This window comes from Vibrio sp. AND4, assembly GCF_000171815.1.
GTDB lineage: Bacteria > Pseudomonadota > Gammaproteobacteria > Enterobacterales > Vibrionaceae > Vibrio.
Map to the genome: position 1 here is coordinate 485,257 of NZ_ABGR01000002.1, position 19,982 is coordinate 505,238.

Here is a 19,982-nt window from a genome sequence, read left to right on the forward strand (position 1 = left end):
ACCTGTGCCCATCTAAAGCCAAGAACTATTTTTAATCTTGTATTTCCTGATTAAAACCCGTTCGCGTACAAAAGAGCACTGCTCATCAACGGTCACTTAGGCTGTAGGAGGGGTTTACAGAGAGAAAAGCACTTTTCTTTGGCTTCAACATTTTTAGTCAAAGAACAAAGCAAACGTTTGCTTTTCTTCTGGCGCGTTAACATGGTTCTGGTATGATGCCTTCATTCGAGTTATTCAGTGGAAGCTTTTCGCTGAGTATCTTCTCTTTATGACGTTTGACTAAGATAACAGGAATGTCGCAATGAGCCTTGCTAATCAAGTACTTGCCGTCAATGACGACCTACCAATTCGTACCAACAAACCTGTCCACAGTGGAAAAGTTCGCTCTGTTTACTGGCTAACAGAAGAAGACAGCGCACGCCTAATACAAGAAAAAGGCTACGATGTCGCTCCGGATGCGCCACTCGCCATTATGGTGATCAGTGATCGTATCTCAGCCTTCGATTGTATTTGGCATGGCGAAGGCGGGCTAAAAGGCGTTCCTGGGAAAGGCGCTGCACTCAATGCTATCTCTAACCACTGGTTCAAATTGTTTAAAGATAACGGTCTCGCTGACAGCCATATCTTGGATATCCCGCACCCATTCGTTTGGATTGTTCAAAAAGCGAAGCCAGTCAAAATTGAAGCTATTTGCCGTCAATACATCACCGGCTCCATGTGGCGTGCTTATGCAAACGGCGAACGTAAGTTTTGTGGTATTGAACTACCTGAAGGTTTAGAGAAAGATAAAGCTCTGCCTGAGTTACTCATGACGCCTTCAACCAAAGGGATTTTGAAAGGCATTCCGGGCGTCCCAGAAGCAGATGATGTGAACATTACGCGCCAGAACATCGTTGATAACTTCGCAGCTTTTAACTTCTCAAGCGTGGAAGATATTGCGCAATATGAGAAACTGTTGAAAGAAGGCTTTAGCCTGATCAGTAATGCACTTGAGGCTATCGACCAAACGTTCGTGGATACCAAGTTTGAGTTTGGCTACGTGAACGATGCAACAGGCCAAGAAAAGCTGATTTATATGGATGAAGTGGGTACACCGGATTCTTCACGTATTTGGGATACGAAAGAATACCAAGCGGGTAATATTATTGAAAACTCGAAAGAAGGCTTCCGTAAGTTCTTGCTAAACCACTTCCCAGATCCCGATATTCTTCTCAACAAAGCGCGCATGCCAGAACGTGAAGCGCTCGCTCGCGATAACGAACTGCCAGTAGAGTCTTTAATGGACATCTCTCGCACCTACATTGGTATCGCGGAAAAAATCACGGGCCACCCCATCAAATTAAGTGACGACCCGAAAGCTGAAATCATCGAGATTTTGAGCAAGAAATACGGTTTGATTGACTGATTCGAAACTAAAAAAGCGACCAGAGAATGGTCGCTTTATATTTGAGGATAACAGCCGTCTAAACGTCGTTGAAATCTTGATCGCAACATAACGACTAATCGAAAACTTTCACCTTGTTTTCAGCGCTTTTCTTGCACTAAGACTCTGTCAATAATTCTGCTTATTTAACACCGGTGATTGACGTTAGAAGGTCAAATTAAGTACATCTTGCTCTGCAGCATCAACTTTAAGCTGGCTTCGAGATTCAATGTACTCTATCTGTTGAGAGTCTAACGAATAAGGCATCACCACACGTAATTGATGGATCCCTTCGTGTTTTGCTAGTTTCACCAAAATGACTAAATTGGATTCATCGCTCCTACGAGAGGACATCGATTTTAAGGCCGCTTCCCACAAGCGATCCTCTGGTTGGCTTAATTCCGCGATGTTCCGTTTCCACATCAGGCCAAAAATGGGCGCGATAGTGGCAAACGCCTCTACAAAAGTCCACTTCTTACTTCCCGTTGCTCCGAGAAAGTTTGTGTAGTCAAATTCAATGCATGTCTTTCCTTGTTGATCCATCCTATTCCTCGGCATTGTTAACTGAGCTATATAGAATATCGTTCAATTACTTTTCTATAGCAATAGGATATAAAACAATGGTCTGTTATGCCTAAATTAAGTCGCAAAAAGAAATATCAAAACCAGCTTTGTAACAAACAATATACAGCCTTGTCATATATATGCATCTAATGGATTAATATTGCCAACATCAAAACAAACCTAAGCAGGAAATGTATCCCTTTGCTAATCACCGATGAAATTAGCGTATATACCCAAGTTACCTGAAGATGCTTGGGTATAAACGGCATAGGTATGAACCGAATTTCGCCATGATCGATTGCGCGTCATGGCTTTTTTATCTCACATCAAGCACCCGACTGGCTTTTTTGTACTGCACTTTCCACCCAGGCCAACGTGGTAACTCCCAACGTTTGGGATCGCCCTTTCGATTGCCATCGGCGTAAACAACGTGAACCAGCTTACGAGATACAAAGTATTCTACGTCGAGCTTTAATTCAGCCAATACCAATTTAAGTGGGAATTGCTCGGAAAAATCCTGGTACTGCCAATCTGGAATGCCTTCGAATGGAATATCATCAGCGTCAAACAATTCGATGTCTTCCACACTCTCGACACCAAGTGTTTCTAACTGTTTCACTAACCAAGTCGAAAAAGACAAATCATCAAGTTCGGTTTTATCGACTGGTTCTTGGTTTAACCCGAGTGCGTTGTAGATCTTCCAATGTTGTATTTGCTGTTTTCTTTGCGGCGCAAAACCCGGCAGTAGTGCTCCGTCCTCAATCATCTCCGCGATAGATTGAACCGCAACCTCACCGTTGAGCGCTTGGTACTCGGTACAAATGGTTCGCCCAGCATAGTTCAAGTGCATAGTCGCGCGTGGTGCATCTTCATCATAGTTAGTTTCACCTTGTTGCCACTCGCCAAGTTCTAACTCACGCAGCAACTTGAGCGGAATGGGCAGCATTACAGAGGCAAGATTGAGCGTCTGTTTGACGCCTCTCCCGGGCACGCTGTGACTATCAAGCACCAATGCGGCTTCGCTTTTGTCTGGGAAACGGCTATTGCGGCCAACCATCATTTCCATCAAACCATTACCCAGTGCATCACGACGGCGTTCTCGGCGAACAAATACTAATTCCGGATGCAATTGGGCGATTACTTTGGTCAGCTCATCACGTTTGTATCGCGAGGCCACGTCCAGTTGCGGCAATTCGAATACCGATCGCATCTGCTGCGCTAAACCTTGCGCTTCTTTGAGTGCGAACGTGTCAATATCAACACCAACAAGCTGCTCACCTCGCACCAAACGAACCATCAGCGAGGCGTCGCAACCATGTGGTTCTTCCTGCGCTAACGCTTTGACAAACTCGCCCCCTTGCAATCGATACAACTGAGCCGGAACAGAGAGTGCCGCCGCCAAGTCGATCATCGCTTCTCTTTCAGGTTTGGTTTGAATACGTGTAACTAAATCAGCGAACAAAGCGTCAATAGGCAGAGGATAAACTTTTTTGCCGTGCTCAGTGACATCACCTTGTTCGTTTATCGCTGCCATCCCTTGCAGAGTTTGGTGGGCTGAATTGAGCGACTTCTCAGGTAAGGCATCAAGAAACTGAAGTTCAGAGAGTCTGTAACCACAACAAGCGGCAGCTAACATAGGCTCGACAAGCTCTTCGCGGTGCAGTTCGGGTGGAGTGACTAGTTCTAGTGGGGCATGTTCACCAAATAAACGGATGCACACTCCTTCTACGACACGGCCTGCCCGTCCCATTCGCTGCGCCGCACTGGCTTTAGAAATGTTGGTTAACGTCAGTGCTGTGCGCCCGTTTCGTTGCACGGTTCTGCGCTCTAGGCCACTGTCGATAACCACACGAACGTTGGGAATGGTTAAAGACGTTTCCGCGACGTTGGTCGCCAATACCACTTTACGTTGCTTTTGTACCGTTAACGCACGCTGGCGCTCTTCATCACTTACCGAGGCATGCAACTTAACGACCATGACGTCATCAATGCTTTGCAACATCTGCGCACATTGGGTGATCTCTTTGCGACCCGGTAAGAAAACGAGGACATCGCCCTCTTCGTCTTGCAATGCTTCTTTTACCGCTCGGACTACATCATTCTCACACCCTTTTTTGTTCGGCAAGTAACGGCTGTCCACCGAGCGATAAGTTACGCTAACAGGAAAACAACGACCTTGTGATCGCAACCGCTTGGCATCCAGATAACTCGCCAGTTTCTTACCTTCCAACGTCGCTGAGGTGACGATCAAACGATGTTGCTTTTCTTGCTTTAAAATCGCAGTAAGGAGATCAATGTCCCAGCGACGCTCGTGAAATTCATCCACCATCACGATATCAAAGCTAGCCAATTTGTCTTCCGCGAACCAACGCAGTGCAACACCAGGCGTCACGAACACAACACTGGTGTCATCATCGTAGTGTGTATCAAGCTTAATCGCGTAACCAATCTGCTTGCCTAAAGGTTGTTCAGATTGCTCGGCAAGAAACTCGGCTAGAGATGTACAAGCAATTCGGCGTGGCTCAATCACCAAAACTCGTCCATGCTTGGCGGCCCAAAGTGGCAAACGAGTGGATTTACCCGAGCCAGTTTCGGCTTCTACCACCAAATGATGGTGGTTCACGAGTTGGTCAAATTCCGCGTGTAAGCTATCGATAGGTAATGAAGACATAAAAGATAAAAACATAATGATGAATTACTGGGCATTATACCCAAGTGAGAAATTCCTGCTTTAGGAATCGCTCCCGATTAATTAATGACAGCATTTTTATCTTAGTGACGATATTTTCGTCGGTAATTGGATTTTTTTGCGACATTACGTTGATGTGCACCAACGAATGTTTACAACTAAATAGTGAACCCGTTAGAATTTTGCACGCATCCTTCAACCCTACATTTAAGGCACCCAATGAACAACGACAAGCGCCCACTCTATATCCCATATTCGGGTCCGGCTCTTTTAGCGACCCCTCTTTTGAACAAGGGCAGTGCATTCTCTGGAGAAGAACGCAGTTCATTCAACTTGGAAGGTCTTCTACCAGAGACAACGGAAACGATCCAAGAGCAAGTTGAGCGTGCGTACCAACAGTACAAAAGCTTCGAAAGTGACATGGACAAGCACATTTACTTACGCAACATCCAAGACACAAACGAAACGCTATACTACCGCTTAGTTCAAAACCACATTTCTGAAATGATGCCGATCATTTACACGCCAACGGTTGGCGCAGCGTGTGAGAACTTCTCAAACATCTACCGTCGTGGTCGTGGTCTATTTATTTCATACCCGAACCGTGACCGTATCGATGATCTACTGAACAACGCAGCAAATCACAACGTTAAGGTGATTGTGGTTACTGATGGTGAACGTATCTTGGGCTTGGGTGACCAAGGGATCGGCGGCATGGGTATTCCAATCGGTAAGCTTTCTTTGTACACAGCGTGTGGTGGTATCAGCCCAGCTTACACATTGCCGATCGTACTGGATGTGGGCACTAATAACCCGCAACGCCTTGCAGACCCTATGTACATGGGTTGGCGTCATCCGCGTATCACAGGCGCCGATTACGATGCGTTTGTAGAAGAATTTATACAAGCCGTCCAGCGCCGTTGGCCTGATGCTCTGATCCAGTTTGAGGACTTTGCTCAGAAGAACGCAATGCCGCTTCTAGAGAGATACAAAGACCGCATCTGTTGTTTCAATGACGATATTCAGGGCACTGCGGCCGTGACTGTTGGTTCACTGCTGGCAGCATGTAAAGCAGCAGGCACTAAACTGTCTGATCAACGCATTACTTTCTTGGGTGCGGGCTCTGCAGGATGTGGTATTGCAGAGGCGATCATCGCGCAAATGGTATCAGAAGGGATTTCTGATCAGAAAGCACGCTCGCAAGTTTACATGGTTGACCGCTGGGGTCTTTTGCAAGAAGGCATGCCTAACCTTCTTGATTTCCAACAACGCTTGGTTCAGAAATTTAACAACACCAAAGAGTGGCAAAATGAAGGAAACGGTTTCTCACTTCTTGATGTCATTCACAATGCCAAGCCAACTGTGCTGATCGGCGTATCGGGTGCGCCGGGCCTCTTCAGTGAAGAAGTAATCAAAGAGATGCACAAACACTGTGAGCGTCCGATTGTATTCCCACTGTCGAACCCAACCAGCCGTGTTGAAGCAACGCCAAACGACATCATCCGTTGGACAAACGGCGAGGCTTTGGTCGCAACAGGTAGCCCGTTTGAGCCAGTAGTACATGAAGGTCGCTCTTACCCAATCGCACAATGCAACAATAGCTACATTTTCCCGGGTATCGGCCTAGGTGTACTTGCGGTGAATGCGAAGCGCGTAACGGACGAAATGTTGATGGAATCAAGCCGTGCCTTGGCAACCTGCTCACCATTAGCAATCAACGGCAACGGTGCTCTCCTTCCACCACTCGAAGAGATTCATTTGGTCTCGAAGAAGATAGCCTTTGCTGTTGGTAAAAAAGCGATCGAACAAGGCGTCGCGCTTGAAATCACCGATGAAGCACTGAACGATGCGATTGATCAGGCATTCTGGCAGCCAGTTTACCGTCGTTACAAACGCACAGCATTCTAAGTTTTTCGACAACTTTTGTATAAAATTTAGCCCTCGTTTTGCGAGGGCTTTTATTTTCTATTGTTTTTTCTCATTCTGACCATATTTTGGCACAAATTGGCTTCTATCTTTTCACCTCTATCAGATATGATGAGCGGTAAACATACTAATAAGGGTATCGAACGTTTTGCTGTTTTCTCGTATGGCGTCAAACTGGAAGCTCAAATTCTCATGGAAGCGTCTGGCTTTGGCTTTGTCGATCTTTTTACTTAGCCTCTTGTTCGCTGTTATCGCCATAGACAGGTGGGTCGCACTTCAGGCCCAAGATAAGATTTATACTGACTACGTTCAACTGCCCGAGCATGAAGTTGCGGTCGTACTTGGCACCAGCAAATACATTGGGAAAATCCTCAATACCTACTATAGCCACCGAATCAACGCGGCTATCGAACTGTATAAAAAAGGAAAAGTAAGACAATTTCTGTTGAGTGGGGATAATGCGCATCGTTCTTACAACGAACCTTGGACAATGAAACGTGATTTACTTAAAGCCGGGGTGCCTGAAGACGTGATCCATTTGGACTACGCCGGTTTCCGCACTTTAGACTCCATCGTGCGTGCCAAAAAGATTTTCGCCTCCGAGCGTTTCTTGATCGTCACCCAACGCTTCCATTGTGAGCGTGCTCTGTTTATTGCTGATGCTTACAATATCGACGCACAGTGTTTGGCGGTTGCTGGGCCAACAGCGAGTAAGCAGAAACTTAACATGCGAGCTCGTGAACTGATGGCTCGCGTGAAAGCGTTTTTGGATTTATACATCATGAACACCCAGCCCCGCTTCCTCGGCCCTCAAGAGCCAATTGTTGCCGTTGAAAAAAAGCGCACCATCACAGACAAAGAGCCTGATACCCTCGATCAATAACTTCCCCCCAATATCGCTTCTTTTGATATTTTCACCCGATACTGAGTATCATTGACAACGGATGAGAACTAAATAGGTAGCTTTCATCCCATTAAGTTTTCTTGAGCTCACATTTTTAGACTCCACTGTTGATTAACACAACATTCCCTTATGCATTCGCGGTAATATTTAACTCAATAAATAGTTACAAGTCAGTGGTTTTACAATAAAAAACTGGCACTCAGGCAATGCAAAAGGAGCGCACCCATGACAGCACTCGCTGTAACACTTAAGAACTGGTTCTTTACACGCAACAGCTTGATATTGACATCTAATGTTTTGCTGTTCGCTTTCCTATTCAAAACCTTACCCTTTGAACCTCAAATCGTAACTGGCTTATGTCTTTTGATTTTTGTTGCCGTGCTTTGGTTAACAGAAGCCATTCATGTAAGTATCACTGCCCTATTAATCCCATTACTCGCGGTATTTTTCGGCGTATTCAACACTCAAGCAGCGTTAAACAACTTCTCCAACTCAATCATTTTTTTGTTCTTGGGTGGTTTCGCCCTTGCCGCAGCACTTCACAAGCAAAAACTTGATCTAGCGATTGCCGACAAAGTGCTGCTGATTGCGCGTGGTAAAATGTCCGTTGCAGTATTCATGCTGTTTGGTGTGAGTGCTGGCCTATCGATGTGGATTTCTAACACCGCAACAACGGCAATGATGCTACCGCTCGTTCTGGGTGTAATGAGTAAACTGGATGCGAAAAAAAGTCACCGTACTTACCTATTTGTACTGCTTGGCATCGCGTACAGTGCGTCTATCGGTGGTATCGCAACCTTGGTCGGCAGTCCTCCAAACGCCATCGCAGCAGCCGAAGTTGGACTGAATTTCACTGATTGGATGAAACTGGGCTTACCGATTTCATTGATTCTTATGCCTATCGCAATCTTGGTGCTTTACACCATGACCAAACCAGATTTAAGCCATCAGTTTGAGCTTGACCACAAACCTGTTGAGTGGACAAACGGCAAGAAGGTAACCCTCGCAATTTTCTTATTAACCGTCACTTTCTGGATTTTCAGCAAACCGATCAATGCCATGCTTGGGGGCTTCGCAAAATTCGATACCTTAGTGGCAATTGGTGCGATTGTTTTGCTTGGCGCATCGCGCGCGGTAGAGTGGAAAGACATAGAGAAAACCACTGATTGGGGCGTACTACTCTTGTTCGGTGGCGGTATTTGTCTTAGTAACGTTCTCAAGGCAACAGGCACCAGCGTATTCTTAGCTAACGGTCTGGCGAGCTTTCTTGATCATGCAGGTGTATTACTGACTATCTTAACCGTGGCCTCATTTGTCGTCTTCTTGACTGAATTTGCGAGTAACACAGCCAGTGCCGCATTACTGGTGCCCGTATTTGCCACCATTGCAGAAGCGCTTGGTCTATCACCAGTCATCTTGTCAGCACTGATAGCCGTGGCTGCATCTTGTGCCTTTATGCTACCCGTGGCGACACCACCAAATGCGATTGTGTTTGCCACAGGTCATATCAAACAGAAAGAAATGATGCGAATCGGTATGGTGCTAAACCTTGCTTGTATCTGCGCACTGACGCTTTTCACTTGGTTGTTTTGGTAAAAGCGAGTGAGGTAAACATTAAGAGAGTGGCTGTTTATCAGCCGCTTCAAATTGCTTTAGATTGCTTTTGAATACCATAATTAACTTCAGTTCGATTTCGGCCATTACGCTTAGCTAAATACAAGACTTCATCCGCACGAGCCATCGTCTCTGAAACACGTTCATCTTGCATTTGAGCGACACCAACACTGCAAGTCAAAGCCTCGCCATGTACCCAATGGTGTTTTTCAACCATCTGACGCACCACTTCTGCCCTTTTCGTCGCTTGTCTGATATCGGTATTTGGGCAGAAGACAACAAATTCTTCGCCTCCCCAACGAACCAAACGATCATCAGGCTGGATCGCACTTGTTATCACCATGACAAACTCTCGCAGAATATCATCCCCTACTTGGTGGCCATACTTGTCGTTGACTCGTTTGAATTTATCTAGGTCAACATAAAGCACTGATAGCAATTCATGCCCCCACCGAACGAGTCGTGCTTGTTGTTCTAACCAACTTTGTAGAGCATGACGGTTCATGGCACCAGTCAACGCATCACGGTGGGCAAGTTCTGCAAATTCAAAGTTTTGAGCTCGAAGCGTACTGTTTACTTTTTTTAAATGACGATGGCGTTTACTGGCCTTGCTGTAAGCGGCCTTATTCTTGCCTATCTCATGCAAACAAAACGCTAAACCCATACCCATCCAAGAAAATAACAGCACAAACAACAGTGTCGATTGCTCTATGTAAGCTCCTTCAAACACAATGTTATCGATGATGATTCTGTGTTTACCCAGTGCGGCATCAGCTCCGGTTGCGATATCAATTCGAGTGATATTAGTAAACTCTGGCGCGGAGTGCTCAATCGCAACATTATTATCATTTAACCACCAAGTCATCACTTGAAGATTTTTAATCGGTATTTCAATATCCTCAATGAAATCTAAAGTGGAAAACTGCATACCATTGTATTTGATAGTGTACTCATCGTTTGGCTCAGAGTAAGCCGAATTAAAGTTTCTCAAATACAAGCGTAAACTCTTGCTAGGGCTATCTCCACTACCTGCTAATTCGTAGCGAACTTTTAGGTGAACGGTATGATAACCTGAAAGATCGAGCCCTTTTGTTGCTTCCTTAGTATCGGTATACACTGAAATGCCACAGTATGGCCATGCATATTGGCTCTTTTTCAGATCACAGCTCAACACTAAGCTATTGTTTTTATATGTAACATAAGACTCACTAAGGCCACCAGCAACTGCATCGTTTGTCACGTGGAGCTCAAACCGATCTGGAGTCACAACCAATTTGCGAGTATCACCGAGCAAACTGTATAAGGCCACTAGGGTGATAGTGAAAATCGACCATGCAAAGACTAATTTATGTATCCACTTCATAATCACAGACCCAGTTACTGAATAGCATCCTATTTGCCCCATGCAATGTAATAAATGTTTTGAAAAAATTCAAACAAAGTCAGTAATCAAGATAAAAAGAAGCCTTCAATGTCATTTCAATTCCGCTTTCCTCTGCCTCTCGCCTTTACTTCGGTATATACTGCTCAAAAACACAATAATGAGTAATGTCATGTCAATAATTGCTACTGGCACGCTAAACAAAATGCGTGCCTCTCTCGATGGTGCTGTAAATTACCGCCTTCCTGTAGGTGATGAAGAAATGGACCTGAGCCCGTTTCTCGGTCAAACACTTACCCTGACTCATACTGGCAACATTTACTGTTGTTCATGTGGAAAGAAAACGAAAAAAAGCTATTCACAAGGCCACTGTTTTGTTTGTATGAAGAAACTTGCGAGTTGCGACATGTGCATCATGAAGCCAGAAACTTGCCACTACGAACAAGGTACCTGTCGTGAACCGCAATGGGGCGAGGCAAATTGTATGGTGGACCACTTTGTCTACCTATCAAACACATCAAGCCTGAAAGTCGGTATTACACGTCATACCCAGATTCCAACTCGTTGGATTGATCAGGGTGCGACCCAAGGTCTGCCTATCTTCAAAGTAAAAACTCGTCATATCTCTGGTTTGATCGAAATCGAACTGGCTAAACATATTGCTGATAAAACGAACTGGCGCACTTTGCTAAAAGGTGATAACGATCCGATTGAATTGCATGAGCGCTTTGCAGAACTATTACCATTGGTCGAAGAGAAAATCACTGAAATTAAAAAGAAATATGGTGATGATGCCATTGAAGTGTTGAGCGAGAGCATCACTTCCCTTCGCTATCCAGTTCAGCAACATCCAACCAAAATCACCTCACACAACTTTGACAAGAACCCCGTGGTTACTGGCACACTTCAGGGTATTAAAGGTCAATACCTCATCTTTGATACTGGCGTGATCAACGTGCGAAAATTTACCTCATACGAGGTGGAAGTGAGCGCATAGCAAGCTCATCAACGGCCAACTAAACACCGAAGTCCTTGAATTAAAAAGGAGCGTAACCCATAGAGGCTCGCTCCTTAATCGTATCTATCTCTTTCCCGAGTTCATCACGTACAACTGGTCATAAATTCCATGAGGAAAATCGAGGCTAGCAAAATGCTTCATTAAACAGACAAAATTTAGTCAAATATTCTAACTTTTCATTTGCGCAATAATAAAACTGAAATTAATGTTTTTTTTAGCTGATAAAGTTGAAACCTATCTCATCGGCGATATATCATATTGCATGTTAACAATAAATTAACATAATTTAAGATAAGGATATCTGATGAAATTAGAGAACAAATTTTTGCTCGAGGCTTTTCAAGTTCCTAAACAAGTCTCAACAAAAATAGCCCCCTACTTTGACCTGCTTCCCCCAGATAAATACGTAAACAGTGACCATCGCTTCCGCTCCTACGCGCGCTTTCAGGCTGAAAATGGAGAAGTTATCAAACTTCCCCACTCTAAATTCATCCAATCATCTGATGTAAACCGGGTCTTTGGTGACATCGAGCGCGATTTCTCTGAGATGTCTCAACAAATGATTACAACCGATGAATTTCAGCATCTTATAAAATCATTTATGGAACGAACAGGGGCAATAAATGACCACTCAATTGTTGATGTACACCAGATACGCGTCACATGTGATCACGATACAGCAAGTGCGCCTGCTCCTGAGGGTATCCACCAAGATGGGTTTCGGTACGTCGGCATTTTCTGTGTGAAAAGGCAAAACATCTCTGGTGGATACACACAGATCTTTACATCCCCAGTAGATCAACACCCACACATGAACACCGTGCTTGAGGAAAACCAATTCGTTATTCTCAACGACCGACGTTTCTTCCATCATATTTCTGAGACCTTATCTAACATCGAAGGACAAAAAGGAGTAAGAGATGTCTTTGTCTTCACCGCCTAAACCATTTCAGCGTAAACCATCTCAGCTTAACCTATCCCCGTTCAACCCAAATCCGCTTAGCGTGAGCATTGATAAGTTACGTGAGCAATTTCCAGCGCTGCAATGCCAAAATATGGGCCACACCCCGATTTACTTTGATGGTCCAGGCGGTGCCCAGCAGCCTATTAGCGTAATAGAGAGCTACGGCAACTACCTTAAGCAAGGGAATACGAATCTTGGTGGTCATTTTTCTGTCAGCCGCAAAACGGGCGAGTTAGTTGATACTTGTCGCATGAAGGCGGCTGCACTATTCGGCGCGGACAAAAAGGAAGAAATCGTTTTTGGAGCGAACATGACTTCTATGACTTTCCATTTTAGTCGTGCCATAAGTCAAGATTGGAATGAAGGCGATGAGATTATCCTCAGCACTGCTGACCACGGTTCCAATCGCTCCTCTTGGGTCATGGCCGCTCGAGACAAAGGTGTGAAAGTCCACTATATACCTATATTGGATAACACCTGCAAGCTCGATCTCGAAGCATATGCAGGTTTACTCAATGATAAAACGCGTCTAGTCGCCGTTACAGCTGCGAGTAACCTAACCGGCACCATAGTCGACATTGACAAAGTGACTCGCCTTGCCAAAGCGAATGGCAGTGTGGTTTTTATTGATGCGGTGCATCTTCTGCCTCATAAAATCATGGATGTTGCTTCGCTGGGCGCTGACTTCGTTGCAGGCTCTGCTTACAAGTTCTTTGGCCCGCACCTTGGTGTTTTTTACGGACGCCATGCCGCGTTAGAGCATTACTCCCCTTATAAGGTTGAGCCTGCACCATCATGCTCACCAAACTGCTGGGAGACTGGTACTCTTAACTTTGAAGCCTTGTCCGCATTTTCTTCGACGATCGACTATTTAGCATCTCTAGGTAGTGGAACTGGGTTGCGAGAAAAATTAATAAGTGGTTATAACAATATTGGGCAATACGAAAACCAACTAGCAGAAAAGTTTCTCACCCACTTAAACGCATTTCCATCTATTGAGTTATTCGGGGAGCCGAATGTCAATAATAGAACAGCAACATTTGCGCTTCGATTTGGCAAGCTGCACCCAGCCGACGTTGCGTCATACCTTGGAGAGCAAGAGATATACACTTGGAGTGGCCACCTATATGCAGACAAACTGACAGATGCGTTAAAAATCACACAACAAGGTGGGGTATTGAGAGTTGGGCTAATGCATTACAACACCGAAAAAGAAATCGAACGCTTTTTCAGTGCCCTTGAAACGATACTCTAGTTTCTCAAAAGCAAATCCCTAAATAGATACTTTAATCCTTCAGTTAAAGGCCGACCAACTTGTCGGCTTTTTTGCTGTTTAGCTGCGAATAAAAAGCATCTTGGGTATTCAAGTTTCATGCGTTTTCTCTAAACAATCTTGTTGTTACAAAACAAACGTCAAGCTCTGCGCCTTTCTCCTTTCAAAATCAACAAATTTTCCATACAATCAGAGGAAATGTTCAGCCCTCTATGGAGCCGTGATGAGCGACGTAAAACACTGTAAATTATTAATTCTTGGTTCTGGCCCTGCAGGTTACACTGCGGCTGTATACGCAGCGCGTGCAAACCTAAATCCTGTGTTAGTAACTGGAATGCAGCAAGGTGGTCAGCTAACGACCACAACAGAAGTGGAAAACTGGCCCGGTGACGCAGAGGGTCTGACTGGTCCAGCGTTGATGGAACGAATGAAAGAACACGCAGAACGGTTCGAAACTGAAATCGTGTTCGATCACATCAACGAAGTGGAGCTGTCCCAGCGTCCATTCCGTCTAAGAGGCGATTCTGGTGAGTATACGTGTGATGCGTTAATCATCTCTACTGGTGCATCTGCAAAGTATCTAGGTCTTGAGTCTGAAGAAGCATTCAAGGGCCGTGGCGTATCAGCCTGTGCAACCTGTGATGGTTTCTTCTACCGCAATCAGAAAGTTGCGGTAGTCGGTGGTGGTAACACTGCCGTAGAGGAAGCGCTGTACCTGTCAAACATTGCCTCAGAAGTTCACCTGATCCACCGTCGTGATTCATTCCGCGCTGAAAAGATCCTAGTAAAACGTCTGATGGACAAAGTGGAAAACGGTAACATCACGCTTCACACGGATCGCACGCTCGACGAAGTGCTAGGAGATGATATGGGCGTCACAGGTGTTCGTATCAAAGATGTGAACAACGGCGCTACAGAAGATTTGGCAGTCATGGGGGCATTCATCGCGATTGGCCACCAGCCAAACACACAAATCTTTGAAGGTCAGTTAGACATGAAAGATGGTTACATCATCGTTCAATCTGGCCTTGAGGGTAACGCAACGCAAACAAGCATCGACGGTGTATTTGCTGCTGGCGACGTAATGGACCATAACTACCGCCAAGCCATTACCTCAGCCGGTACAGGTTGTATGGCCGCACTCGATGCGGAACGCTTCCTAGACGCGCTTACTGGCAAATAACTTTTCATATTTGCATCATATCCTTAAAACCCAGTGGTATTCCCACTGGGTTTTCTTTTGTATACTACCTCATCATTAAAACAATTATCATTAAGCCTTCACAATGGATAAGAAAAAGCAAAGCAGCTTGAATAAGTGGCTTAAGCAACAAAGTAAGTTGGCCAAGCGCTGGCTGATGGTTGCGATAGGCCTAGGCGTACTATCAAGCGTGTTTTTACTGGGTCAAGCAGCCCTGCTCGCCTCCATTCTTCACCAATTGATCATCGAACATGCCGACAAAAGTGAACTTATCTGGCACTTCTTTGGGTTGGGCGTTACCGTTATCGGTCGCGCAGCTTGTACATGGGGACGCGAAATCGCGGGATATCGTTGTGGTGAACAAATCCGCGTTTACATTCGTCAACTGATTCTCGATAAAGTCAATCAGCTTGGTCCCGCTTACATCAAGGGTAAGCCAGCGGGCAGTTGGGCAACCTTGATTTTAGAGCAAGTAGAAGACATGCAAGATTTCTTCTCTCGCTACCTGCCGCAAATGTCTTTGTCTGTGTTGGTGCCTTTCATCATCCTAGTGGTGGTTTTCCCAATCAACTGGGCAGCTGGCCTCATTTTCCTTATTACGGCGCCTCTTGTTCCGATGTTTATGGCATTGGTCGGTATGAAAGCCGCGGATGCAAACCGCAAAAACTTCAAGGCACTACAGCGCCTTTCCGGTCACTTTTATGATCGTTTGCAAGCAATGACAACCATTCGCTTATTCGACCGTACTCAATCTGAAACCGAGACATTAAAAGGTGCATCGGAAGTGTTCCGCACACGTACGATGGATGTTTTAAAGATTGCTTTCTTATCTTCAGCGGTACTTGAGTTCTTCACTTCAATTTCGATTGCCATTACCGCGGTTTATTTTGGCTTTAGTTACATCGGAGAACTCAACTTTGGTTACTACGGCGCTGGCGTAACCCTGTTTGCAGGTTTGTTTATTCTGATCCTAGCGCCTGAGTTCTACCAACCACTGCGTGACCTTGGCACTTTCTACCATGCTAAGCAGCAAGCCGTCGGCGCAGCAGAAAGCATCGTTGAATTCCTAGAGCTAGACGTTGACCAAGTGAAAGATGGTCACAAAACGGTCGAACAAAATTCTGCTATCTACATCGAAGCAAACGATCTTGTCATATTCAGCCCTGAAGGTAAGCAACTCGTTGGTCCCCTTTCGTTCTCTTTGAATGCCAACCAAAGCACCGCATTAGTTGGTCCTAGTGGTGCGGGTAAAACCAGCTTAGTGAACACCATCCTTGGATTTATGCCATATAAAGGTAGCTTGAAAGTCAATGACTGTGAGTTATCTGAGATGGACTTATCAACTTGGCGTGAAACCATCAGTTGGATCGGCCAAAACCCGTTACTTCTTCACGGCAGTATTCGTGACAATATCACCCTGGGTAAGCAAGACATTCAAGACCAACAAATCCATTCTGTACTCAACGACTCTCACGCTGCCGAGTTTGTGGAGATGCATGGTTTGGATTACCAAATATCTGACCGTTCAAGTGGTTTGTCTGTTGGACAGGCTCAACGACTTGCTCTTGCTCGTGCCATGCTCCAAAACGGACGTTTTTGGTTACTTGATGAGCCAACCGCCAGTTTAGACGCACGAAGTGAAAAACTGGTTATGGAAGGCATCAGTAAATACACCGAATCGACGACTAACTTAATGATCACTCACCAACTCGCGCCATTGCAAAATGTTTCTCAGATTCTCGTTATGCAAGATGGTCAAATTGTCCAATCTGGTGATTACACAACCTTGGCATCTCAAGACGGTTTATTTAAAGAAATGTTGGCTGCCAACCTGGCCCAACGTCAATCAGACAAGGGGAACTTAGATGCGTGATTTACTCCCTTACCTAAAACTGTATAAAAAACACTGGTTCGGCTTGTCATTAGGGATGTTACTCGCGTTCCTAACGCTCGCTGCCTCTATTGGTCTTTTGACGCTGTCCGGTTGGTTTATTTCCGCCGCAGCTGTTGCAGGGTTGACTGTCGCTCGTGAAACCTTCAACTATATGTTGCCCGGTGCTGGCGTTCGAGGGGCTGCAATGGCACGCACGGCAGGCCGCTGGGGAGAGCGAGTTGTAAGCCACAATGCCACCTTCAAGTTATTGACCGACCTACGCCTCTTCTTTTTCAAGAAGCTTGCACCACTCATTCCGGGCCGTGTCTCCACCCTTCGTGATGCGGATCTACTGAATCGCCTGGTCGCAGATGTCAATGCAATGGACCATGTTTACTTGCGCTTGGTTAGCCCAGTCATTGTTGGCATCTTTGGTATCTTGTCAATGACCGTTGCTCTGGCTTTCTTTGATTGGCACCTTGCTCTACTGCTGGGCGGTATTCTGACCGTAATGCTACTCGTATGGCCGGTCCTGTTCTACAAACTGGGTAAGCACAATGGCGAGCATCTCACTCAAAATATGGCACAACTGCGCGTCGCAACGCTTGACTGGATACAAGGTTACAGCGAACTGAGCCTGTTTGGTGCCGAAGAACGCTATCGGAATGTAATTCTAGACAAGCAAAATCAACTGTTATCCAACCAATTCGTTAACGCTAACCTAGCAGGCATGGCTTCCGGTCTTCTGATGCTGGCAAATGGTTTAACCCTTGTTGCTATGCTCTGGTTTGCAGCGGACGGTGTTGGCGGCCGCGCACCAGATCCTTGGATTGCTTTGTTCGCGTTTGCTACCATGGCAAGCTTCGAAATTCTGATGCCAATCTCAGGCGCATTCCAGTATTTGGGTCAAACGCTTACGTCGGCACGTCGGTTAAACGAAATCACCTTAGCTAAGCCAGACGTTGTCTTCCCTGAGGTATCAAAACGTGGAAATGATAAACCACTGGACATCGAGTTCAATGACGTCAATTTCACTTACCCTGATGGTCAGCAAAAAGTACTGAAAGACTTATCGCTGTCACTGCCGTTGGGCTCTAAGACAGCAATTGTCGGTCAAACAGGTTCAGGTAAATCAACACTGATTCAATTGCTTTGTCGCTACTGGGATGTAAATCAAGGCCAAGTGAGCATCGGTGATTCACCTCTGCAGAATTGGAGCGAATCCGATTTGCGCGCTGCAATCACAGTCGTGAGCCAACGTGTTGATGTTCTAAACGGCACATTACGTGACAACCTATTGCTTGCGGCCCCAGAAGCTACGGATGAGAAATTGTCTGATATTTTGACAAAAGTGGATTTGGCAAACCTCTTAGACAAACCGGGATTGAACGCTTGGTTGGGTGATGGCGGACGTCAACTGTCCGGCGGTGAGAAGCGACGCATCGGTATTGCTCGCGCTCTATTGCGTGATTCCCCTATCCTGCTTCTTGATGAGCCAACGGAAGGTCTGGACAAACGCACTGAACAAAGGGTAATGGCGTTGTTCAAAGACCACTTTGCCAACAAAACGGTGGTGTTCATTACTCACCGTTTGATTGGGCTAGAAAGCATGGACAACATCTGTCTAATGGAACAAGGTGAAATCATAGAACAAGGCAGTCACCAAGTGCTGCTTGCAGAAAAAGGCCGTTTCCACCAGCTGCTGCAATCTCTGTAACGCAGAGATGGAGAAAAACGAAGGGCTCATCCGTTGATGAGCCCTTTTTTATTTCTCTGTCGCCAAGTAATTTATTCCTCTATTGCCAAATAAAGAGTCGATTATCGAACAGATCTTGCAGGGAATAACCACAGCGAAAACCTTTGAGGCCATACAGTAGTCGTGGCTAAAAACTAACCAAGCGCTCCGCTTTGCCGTACTACGGAAAGAAAAAAGCGCCGCTGTTGCGACGCCTGAGTATTTATATTACGACTGTTTAAGCGTATTCCTGCTCAAACTCACGCATGAACTCAACCAGAGCTTGAACACCTTCAAGTGGCATTGCGTTATAGATAGACGCACGCATACCGCCAACAGCTCGGTGACCTTTCAGCGCTTTAAGCCCTTTCGTATCAGCCAGTTCTAGGAATGTATCATCAAGTTCTGGCTTCGCAAGCTGGAATGGAACGTTCATTAGCGAACGATTGGCTGGATGAACACCGTTGCGATAGAAGTCTGACTGATCGATATAATCGTAAAGCAGCGCCGCTTTTTCACGGTTAACTTGCTCAATCGCCTTTACTCCGCCTTGCTCTTTCAACCACTTAAACACTAAGCCTGATAAGTACCAAGCGAACGTAGGTGGCGTGTTGAACATTGATTCTTTCTCTGCCAGCACTCTGTAATCCAAAATACTTGGTAGCACTTGCTTCGCCAAACCCAGCAGATCATCACGTACGATAGCAATCGCGATACCAGCAGGGCCGATATTCTTCTGTGCGCCAGCGTATATAACACCGTATTTTGAAATATCAATTTCACGAGAAAGAATGGTTGAAGACATATCGGCAACAATTGGTTTTTCCGTCAATGGCAGTTCATTAATCTCAATACCATCAATGGTTTCATTTGGGCAAAAGTGGACATATGCCGCATCTGGCGAGATTTTCCACTCGATTGCTGGCAATACGGCTGCTTTTCCGTTAATGACGGTTTTCGCATTGAATACGTCTGGCTCGCAATATTTTTTTGCTTCTACTACTGCGCTTTCAGCCCAATAACCTCCGTCAATGTACGTCGCAGTCTTTGCATCACCTAGAAGGTTAAGTGGAACAGCGGCAAACTGAGCACGAGCACCACCTTGACAAAAAAGGACTTTATAGTTGTCTGGAATGTTCAACAGATCACGAAGGTCCTGCTCTGCTTCTTCAGCAACCTTAATGAAAGCTTTACTTCGGTGACTGATTTCCATCACTGAAGTACCAAGACCTTGCCAGTTAATTAGTTCCTTTTGTGCTCGCTGCATGACTGCTTTCGGCAGACCTGCTGGACCTGCACTGAAGTTAAATACGTTTTCCGCATTTTGTTCCATGATGCTCATTGCTCCTGCTAAGTATGTATGAGGAAATTAATATCATGTTTTTGTAGGGATAAAAACAAGAAAAGAGGTCTTACG

General features: G+C 45.5%; 14 protein-coding genes. 10 read left to right on the plus strand and 4 right to left on the minus strand.

What is annotated here, in order from left to right; translation table 11 throughout:
• The first annotated feature begins 301 nt into the window (after positions 1-301).
• Entirely contained in the window at positions 302-1,405 is a 1,104-nt protein-coding gene (locus tag AND4_RS04795; RefSeq protein ID WP_009841780.1) for a phosphoribosylaminoimidazolesuccinocarboxamide synthase, read from the plus strand.
• Positions 1,406-1,588: 183 nt separating this feature from the next.
• Here the strand turns inward: AND4_RS04795 and AND4_RS04800 are convergent, their stop codons facing one another.
• Both AND4_RS04800 and AND4_RS04805 read right to left on the minus strand, forming a co-directional pair.
• Positions 1,589-1,966, minus strand: a complete 378-nt coding sequence (locus AND4_RS04800; RefSeq protein WP_009841781.1) for a hypothetical protein — start codon at positions 1,964-1,966, stop codon at positions 1,589-1,591.
• 337 nt (positions 1,967-2,303) lie between these two features.
• Positions 2,304-4,658, minus strand: coding sequence for a helicase-related protein (locus AND4_RS04805; protein ID WP_043991487.1), 2,355 nt, complete (start codon positions 4,656-4,658; stop codon positions 2,304-2,306).
• Between the two features lie 237 nt (positions 4,659-4,895).
• Between AND4_RS04805 and AND4_RS04810 the strand changes: the two genes are divergently transcribed.
• From AND4_RS04810 to AND4_RS04820, 3 genes are all read left to right on the plus strand, one after another.
• On the plus strand, positions 4,896-6,584 hold the full coding sequence (locus AND4_RS04810; protein ID WP_009841783.1) for an NAD-dependent malic enzyme: 1,689 nt from the start codon (positions 4,896-4,898) through the stop codon (positions 6,582-6,584).
• A gap of 181 nt (positions 6,585-6,765) precedes the next feature.
• Positions 6,766-7,485: an ElyC/SanA/YdcF family protein gene (locus AND4_RS04815; RefSeq protein WP_241210244.1), complete on the plus strand. Its 720-nt coding sequence runs from the start codon at positions 6,766-6,768 to the stop codon at positions 7,483-7,485.
• A 246-nt stretch (positions 7,486-7,731) separates the two neighbouring features.
• Positions 7,732-9,102, plus strand: a complete 1,371-nt coding sequence (locus tag AND4_RS04820) for a DASS family sodium-coupled anion symporter (RefSeq protein WP_009841786.1) — start codon at positions 7,732-7,734, stop codon at positions 9,100-9,102.
• Positions 9,103-9,148: 46 nt separating this feature from the next.
• On the opposite strand, the gene AND4_RS04825 is transcribed toward AND4_RS04820, so the two are convergent.
• Entirely contained in the window at positions 9,149-10,483 is a 1,335-nt protein-coding gene (locus tag AND4_RS04825) for a diguanylate cyclase (protein WP_043991457.1), read from the minus strand.
• A gap of 190 nt (positions 10,484-10,673) precedes the next feature.
• Here AND4_RS04825 and AND4_RS04830 point away from each other — a divergent pair, with 190 nt between their 5' ends.
• The 6 genes from AND4_RS04830 (at position 10,674) to cydC (ending at position 18,547) form a co-directional block, all read left to right on the plus strand.
• Entirely contained in the window at positions 10,674-11,498 is an 825-nt protein-coding gene (locus AND4_RS04830; protein ID WP_009841788.1) for a DUF2797 domain-containing protein, read from the plus strand.
• A gap of 325 nt (positions 11,499-11,823) precedes the next feature.
• Positions 11,824-12,462 (plus strand): 2OG-Fe dioxygenase family protein, encoded by a 639-nt coding sequence (locus AND4_RS04835; RefSeq protein WP_009841789.1) that lies wholly within the window; start codon positions 11,824-11,826, stop codon positions 12,460-12,462.
• Positions 12,440-13,738, plus strand: a complete 1,299-nt coding sequence (locus tag AND4_RS04840) for a cysteine desulfurase-like protein (protein WP_009841790.1) — start codon at positions 12,440-12,442, stop codon at positions 13,736-13,738. Before AND4_RS04835 ends, AND4_RS04840 begins: the two co-directional genes overlap by 23 nt.
• A gap of 241 nt (positions 13,739-13,979) precedes the next feature.
• Positions 13,980-14,939 carry a thioredoxin-disulfide reductase gene (trxB, locus tag AND4_RS04845; protein ID WP_009841791.1) on the plus strand — a complete coding sequence of 320 codons (960 nt, stop codon included), beginning with the start codon at positions 13,980-13,982 and terminating at the stop codon, positions 14,937-14,939.
• Between the two features lie 103 nt (positions 14,940-15,042).
• The gene (gene cydD, locus AND4_RS04850) at positions 15,043-16,830 is read left to right on the plus strand and encodes a cysteine/glutathione ABC transporter permease/ATP-binding protein CydD (protein ID WP_009841792.1); all 1,788 of its coding nucleotides are present in this window, start codon (positions 15,043-15,045) and stop codon (positions 16,828-16,830) included.
• A complete protein-coding gene (cydC, locus tag AND4_RS04855) occupies positions 16,823-18,547 on the plus strand; it encodes a cysteine/glutathione ABC transporter ATP-binding protein/permease CydC (RefSeq protein WP_009841793.1) in 1,725 nt (574 codons plus the stop codon). The genes cydD and cydC overlap by 8 nt, the downstream gene beginning before the upstream one ends.
• 256 nt (positions 18,548-18,803) lie before the next feature.
• Here the strand turns inward: cydC and serC are convergent, their stop codons facing one another.
• Positions 18,804-19,898 (minus strand): 3-phosphoserine/phosphohydroxythreonine transaminase, encoded by a 1,095-nt coding sequence (gene serC / locus AND4_RS04860; protein WP_043991458.1) that lies wholly within the window; start codon positions 19,896-19,898, stop codon positions 18,804-18,806.
• Positions 19,899-19,982 lie beyond the last annotated feature (84 nt).